At 62.2% G+C, this 5,288-nt stretch carries 6 protein-coding genes; 2 read left to right on the plus strand and 4 right to left on the minus strand.

Annotated elements, in window-relative coordinates; translation table 11 throughout:
- Positions 1-393: site-2 protease family protein (locus HP499_RS20345; RefSeq protein WP_375154262.1), on the minus strand; the 393-nt coding region annotated here is incomplete at its 3' end.
- A complete protein-coding gene (locus HP499_RS20350; RefSeq protein ID WP_172325950.1) occupies positions 394-1,206 on the minus strand; it encodes an HAD family phosphatase in 813 nt (270 codons plus the stop codon).
- Positions 1,207-1,236: 30 nt separating this feature from the next.
- On the opposite strand from HP499_RS20350, the gene HP499_RS20355 reads away from it, so the two are divergent.
- Positions 1,237-2,142, plus strand: coding sequence for a PAC2 family protein (locus HP499_RS20355; RefSeq protein ID WP_159699549.1), 906 nt, complete (start codon positions 1,237-1,239; stop codon positions 2,140-2,142).
- An 83-nt stretch (positions 2,143-2,225) separates the two neighbouring features.
- On the opposite strand, the gene mshC is transcribed toward HP499_RS20355, so the two are convergent.
- Both mshC and HP499_RS20365 read right to left on the minus strand, forming a co-directional pair.
- Entirely contained in the window at positions 2,226-3,503 is a 1,278-nt protein-coding gene (gene mshC / locus HP499_RS20360; RefSeq protein ID WP_172325951.1) for a cysteine--1-D-myo-inosityl 2-amino-2-deoxy-alpha-D-glucopyranoside ligase, read from the minus strand.
- A gap of 15 nt (positions 3,504-3,518) precedes the next feature.
- Positions 3,519-4,352 (minus strand): undecaprenyl-diphosphate phosphatase, encoded by an 834-nt coding sequence (locus HP499_RS20365; protein WP_172325952.1) that lies wholly within the window; start codon positions 4,350-4,352, stop codon positions 3,519-3,521.
- Positions 4,353-4,404: 52 nt separating this feature from the next.
- Here HP499_RS20365 and HP499_RS20370 point away from each other — a divergent pair.
- Positions 4,405-5,288, plus strand: an 884-nt coding sequence (locus HP499_RS20370; protein WP_172325953.1) for an aldo/keto reductase, incomplete at its 3' end; no start/stop codon positions are given.

Below are 5,288 nucleotides of genomic sequence, written 5' to 3' on the forward strand. Positions count from 1 at the left end.
TGCCAAGACAAAGTTGGACGCTGGTCCGGCCAAGGCAACCACCACGGAACGCCCCGGTGATGCCGTGAAGTTCTCGAATTGCGTATGTCCGCCCCAAAGATTCAGCACGATCTTTTCCGTCGGCCAGTTGAAGACCTTCGCACTGAGGGCATGCGCCAGTTCGTGGATCAGCACAGAGACAGCAAGGAGCAAGGCGTAGCCCAAGGCAACGAAATATGCTCCGATGCCCAGATCAGGCATCCGCACCAACAGCGCTGGTCCGTACACGATCACCGTGAAGCCGGCGATCACGAACCACGAGTACGCCAGGTAGACCGGAATCCCCGCGATTTTCCCGAGGGGAATGCCGTCCTTCTTGCTGGTTGCGTGATGAGGTGTGGAAGGACTGGTCACCTAGTTGGCCCCTTCAAGCAAGTTCGCTGTGGCGAATCGGACATCTACCAGCTGTTGCAGATCGGATGCCGTTCGATCCACCAAGGTGTCCCACCTGACCATCCGGGAATCCTCCGGCAGGGGCACCTGATGGGGAATTCCGACGGTGACCACGCCCGAAGCGATGGCCGCGGTGGCGCCCGGAATGGAATCTTCCAGTGCGACGCAGTGGTGAATGGTCAGGGAAGGATCGTCAAGGCGCAGCCGTTCGACAGCCGTGAGGTAGGCCTCGGGGTGCGGTTTTCCGTTGGTGACGGTATCTCCGGTGACCATGAATTCGAAGTAGGGCTTGGGCAGGCTTTTTACCACCACTCCGGCCAGCGGGCCCTCGGACATGGTGACCAGGGCACAGCGGATACCAGCATGGTGGAGTTCATCCAGCAGTTCGCGTGCGCCGGGCCGCCAAGGGACTTCCTTGCGGACCTTCTCAATGACCTGGGCGCTGAGGGTGTCGACTATTTCACGGGCTTCCAGGCGTACTCCGGCGGCTTGAAGCACAGCGGCAGAGTGCAGCAACGATTGGCCCACCAACTGCATGGCTTGCTGATGGGACCAGCTTCCGCCATGTGCCTCTACGAGTGCGCGCTCGGCAGCGATCCAGTAGGGCTCGGTGTCCACGAGTGTGCCATCCATATCCCAGAGCACGGCTTTGAGCAGGGGCTGGCTGGGTAACGAATGCATGGTTTCAAGTCTACGTGGAACATTACGGGCGGCCGTGCGTGCTTTGCGCTCTGGGCGAATAAGGGACACGCACCGGTACGAAATGCCATGCATCCACGAGGGTCTTGGACGTAGGGTGAGTGGATGAACAGTGTGGACGGGACACCCGAAGGACAGGACATCACCGCGGAGCCCGAGCGTTTCCTCAAGGAACCTGCGGAAGGTCAGCGTGTCACTGTGATGCTTGCGGCCTTTGAAGGCTGGAACGATGCCGGCGAGGCCGCCAGTGATGCGCTGCACTACTTGAACAAGCTGTGGGACGGCAAGAAGGTTGCCACCGTGGACGCCGAGGAATATTACGACTTTCAGTTCACCCGGCCCACTGTGCGGCGAACGTCCTCCGGCGCCCGCAAGGTCAAATGGCCCTCAACCCGGATCTACAAGGCCGCCGTGCCGGACAGCAACGTGGACGTGGTCTTTGTACTTGGCACCGAGCCTTCATACCGTTGGCGTGCCTACACCACCGAGCTATTGGTCCATGCCGAGGCGCTCAAGGTTGACTCCGTCATTCTGATTGGTGCGCTGCTGGCCGATGTGCCCCACAGCCGTCCGATCCCGGTCAGCACCACCACCGAGGACAGTTCCTTGCGGGAGCGGCTCAACCTTGAGGCGTCCCAATACGAGGGTCCGGTGGGCATCGTAGGAGTACTCGCGGAGTTTGCCATGCTGGCCGGGTTGCCCACTGTCTCTTTGTGGGCCGCTGTCCCCCATTACGTGGCACAACCGCCCTCCCCCAAAGCCCAGCTCGCGATCCTGCACAAGGTGGAGGACCTGCTCCAGGTTCCCTTGGACAGCCAGGCCCTGGCCGAGGAATCGGAAGCCTGGGAGCGCGGCGTGGACGAACTCGCCACGGAGGACCCGGAGATCGCCGCTTACGTCCGGCAGTTGGAAGAAGCCAAGGACACCGCCGACCTCCCCGAAGCTTCCGGCGAGTCCATTGCGCGGGAATTCGAGAGGTACCTCAAGCGACGCGGCAAGGAACGTCCTTGATCCGCTGACACCGCAGTTGGCAAGCAGCGGCCCCGACGCCAGGACGTCGGGGCCGCTGCTGCGTTGTGACAGGGCTTTTGAAGTTAGAGTTCCACGCCAAGCAGGGCATTGATGGCGTCTGCGATCACGGCGCTGTCCTGTTCGGACGCAGCATCGGAGGCCCGCACTGCTTCTTCGGCCCACTGATCGATTGCGGCAATGGCACCCGGAGCGTTGAGGTCGTTGGCCAGCTCGCTGCGCATGGCGGACACCAGCGGCCCTGCCGAGCCTGCAGGGGCATGCTCGACTGCCTCACGCCACCGTGCCAGCCGTGTCTTGGCTGCAGTGAACCCCTCATCCGTCCAGGACCAGTCTGAACGGTAGTGGTTGGCAAGAATCGCAAGCCGGATAGCCGCCGGTTCTTCACCGGCTGCACGAAGCTTGGAGACAAGAACTAGGTTGCCCTTGGACTTGCTCATCTTTTCTCCGTCCAGGCCCACCATGCCGGCATGTGAATAATGCCGTGCCAGGGGAACTCCTGACAACGAGTAAGCATGGCCGGCTCCCATCTCGTGGTGCGGGAACACGAGATCCGAGCCGCCGCCTTGGACGGTGAAAGGCGCCGGAAGGTACTTCTGCGCAATGACGGTACATTCGATGTGCCAACCGGGCCGGCCGTTTCCGAGGCTTGCCCCTGGCCAACTGGGCTCGCCGTCACGGGCGGCACGCCAGAGCAGCGGATCAAGTGCATGGCGCTTTCCGGGCCGTGCGGGGTCTCCGCCGCGTTCGGCGAACAGCGCCAACATCTCCGTTTCGCCGAGTCCGGAGACATCTCCCAGGGTCCAGGCGTCTGTTGCGTCCGAGCGCTTGCCCGCCATTTCGACGTCGTAATAGACATCTCCGTCCGGTTCACCGTCGGTGCCGCGAACGCGATAGGCAACGCCGTCCGCAATCAGTTTCTCAATGGCCGGCACGATGTCAGGAATGGCCTCTACGGCACCGATGTAGTGGTTGGGGGCCAGGACATTGAGGGCGTCCATGTCGGTCTGGAACAGCTCAATCTGGCTCTGGGCCAAGTCGCGCCAGTCCACGCCCGTGTCGGTGGCGCGCTCCAGCAGGGGGTCATCAATGTCCGTGACGTTTTGGACATACGAGACGCGCAGGCCGGCGTCCCGCCAGGCGCGGTTCAAGAGGTCAAAGGCCACGTAGCTGGCCGCGTGACCCATGTGTGTTGCGTCGTATGGCGTGATGCCGCAGACGTACATGGATTGCTCCGGTTGCCGTTCAACCTCCACGACACGGCCAAGGGCGGTGTCGAACAGGCGTAGTTGCGGCATGCTGCCGGGCAGCTCAGGAACAGGGCGGGAGGTCCACGATTTCACGACTCAACCTTAGTGCTAGGCACTGATGACACCGAAATAGAGCAGGACATACAACGCCAGGCCCAGGAGAATCCGGTACCAGACGAACAGCCGGTAACTGCGGGTGGAGACGAACTTCAGGAACCAGCCAATGATGATGTAGCCCACCACGAAAGCGATGACTGTAGCCATCGCGGTTTCCGCCAAGCCATAAGGACCTGCCAGGCCATCGTTGGAAACCGTCTTGTAGAGCTGGTAAAGGCCACTGCCGAATACGGCCGGGATCGCCAGGAGGAACGAATACCGGGCAGCAGCTTCACGGGTGTAGCCCATGAGCAGTCCGGCCGTGATGGTTCCTCCGGAGCGGGAGACGCCGGGAATCAACGCCATGGCCTGGGCGAAGCCATACAGGATGCCGTGCTTGTACGTCAGTTGTGTGAGATCCCTCTCCTGCCGCCCGATCGCATCCGCGACGGCCAGGATCATGCCGAAAACAATCAACATGGTGGCGACGATCCACATGCTGCGCAGTACCGATTCGATCTGATCCTGGAACAGCAGGCCCAGGACGATGATCGGAAGGCTGCCCAGGATGACCAACCACCCCATGCGGGCATCGGGATTACTGCGTTCAACCTTGCCGGTCAAGGACCCGAACCAGGCGCGGATGATCCTGACAATATCGCGCCAGAAGTAGACGATCACGGCGGTTTCGGTTCCCAGCTGCGTGATGGCAGTAAAGGCGGCACCGGGGTCGGAGGCATTCGGGAGGAATGAGCCAACGATCCGAAGGTGTGCGCTCGAGGAGATCGGGAGGAATTCGGTGAGGCCCTGCACCAGGCCCAGCAAGGCTGCTTCTATCCAGTTCACGTGAATAGACCCTACGTCATGAAGACCGGGAACTCCCCGTAAGCTAGCAGCTATGCAGCAGCGTTATGTCGGGAACAGTGGGTTCCGTGTGTCCTCCTTGTCGCTTGGAACGATGTCCTGGGCACAGGAGACCGATGAGCAGGACGCTGCCGAAGTCCTCCACGCGTTCGTCGCCGCGGGCGGAACAGTGGTTGATACTGCCGCCTCTTACGCCCAAGGGCAGGCAGAAGCCATGCTTGGCTCCATGCTGGGCGACGTGGTGGCCCGCTCCGAACTGGTCATCTCCACCAAAGCCGGCGTGTCGTCGTCGGACTCCAGGCGCAGCATCAATGCTTCACGCGGGGCCATGCTGTCCGCACTCGATGCCAGCCTCGCAAGGCTGGGAACCGACTACATCGACATCTGGTTCGCCCACGAGTGGGACCCGAACGTCCCCCTCGAGGAGACCCTTTCCGCGTTGGAGCTTGCCCAACGGACGGGCCGGGCCCGGTACGTGGGAATTTCAAACTACAACGGCTGGCAGACCGCCAAAGCCGCGGCCGTGGCAGGCTTCACACTGGTTGCCAACCAGTCCGAGTATTCCTTGGTCCAGCGCAGGGCAGAAGACGAACTGATCCCTGCCGTGGAGGACGCCGGTTTGGGCCTCATGGCGTGGGCACCGTTGGGCAGGGGTGTCCTGAGCGGCAAGTACCGGGGACAGATCCCAGCGGATTCCCGTGCTGCGCAGAACCGCCTGGCTGCGTATGTCGAGCCCTACCTCGAGCCGAGGGCCTCGCGGGTGGTCGAAGCAGTGGCCATGGCTGCGCGCGGCCTGGGGCGCTCACCCCTGGACGTGTCCCTAAGCTGGCTGCTGTCCCGGCCCGGTGTGGCAACGGCGATTGTCGGCGCCAGAAACGCGGTACAGCTCAAAGAGCTCCTGGACGCCCAATTGACAGT

This window comes from Paenarthrobacter sp. CM16, assembly GCF_013179505.1.
In the GTDB taxonomy this organism is placed as follows: Bacteria; Actinomycetota; Actinomycetes; order Actinomycetales; family Micrococcaceae; genus Arthrobacter.

Bases quoted from the DNA above. Each gene is read 5' to 3' on its own strand.
- HP499_RS20350 (WP_172325950.1), bottom strand. From the start codon at position 1,206: ATGCATGGCATTTCGTACCGGTGCGTGTCCCTTATTCGCCCAGAGCGC.
- HP499_RS20355 (WP_159699549.1), top strand. From the start codon at position 1,237: ATGAACAGTGTGGACGGGACACCCGAAGGACAGGACATCACCGCGGAG.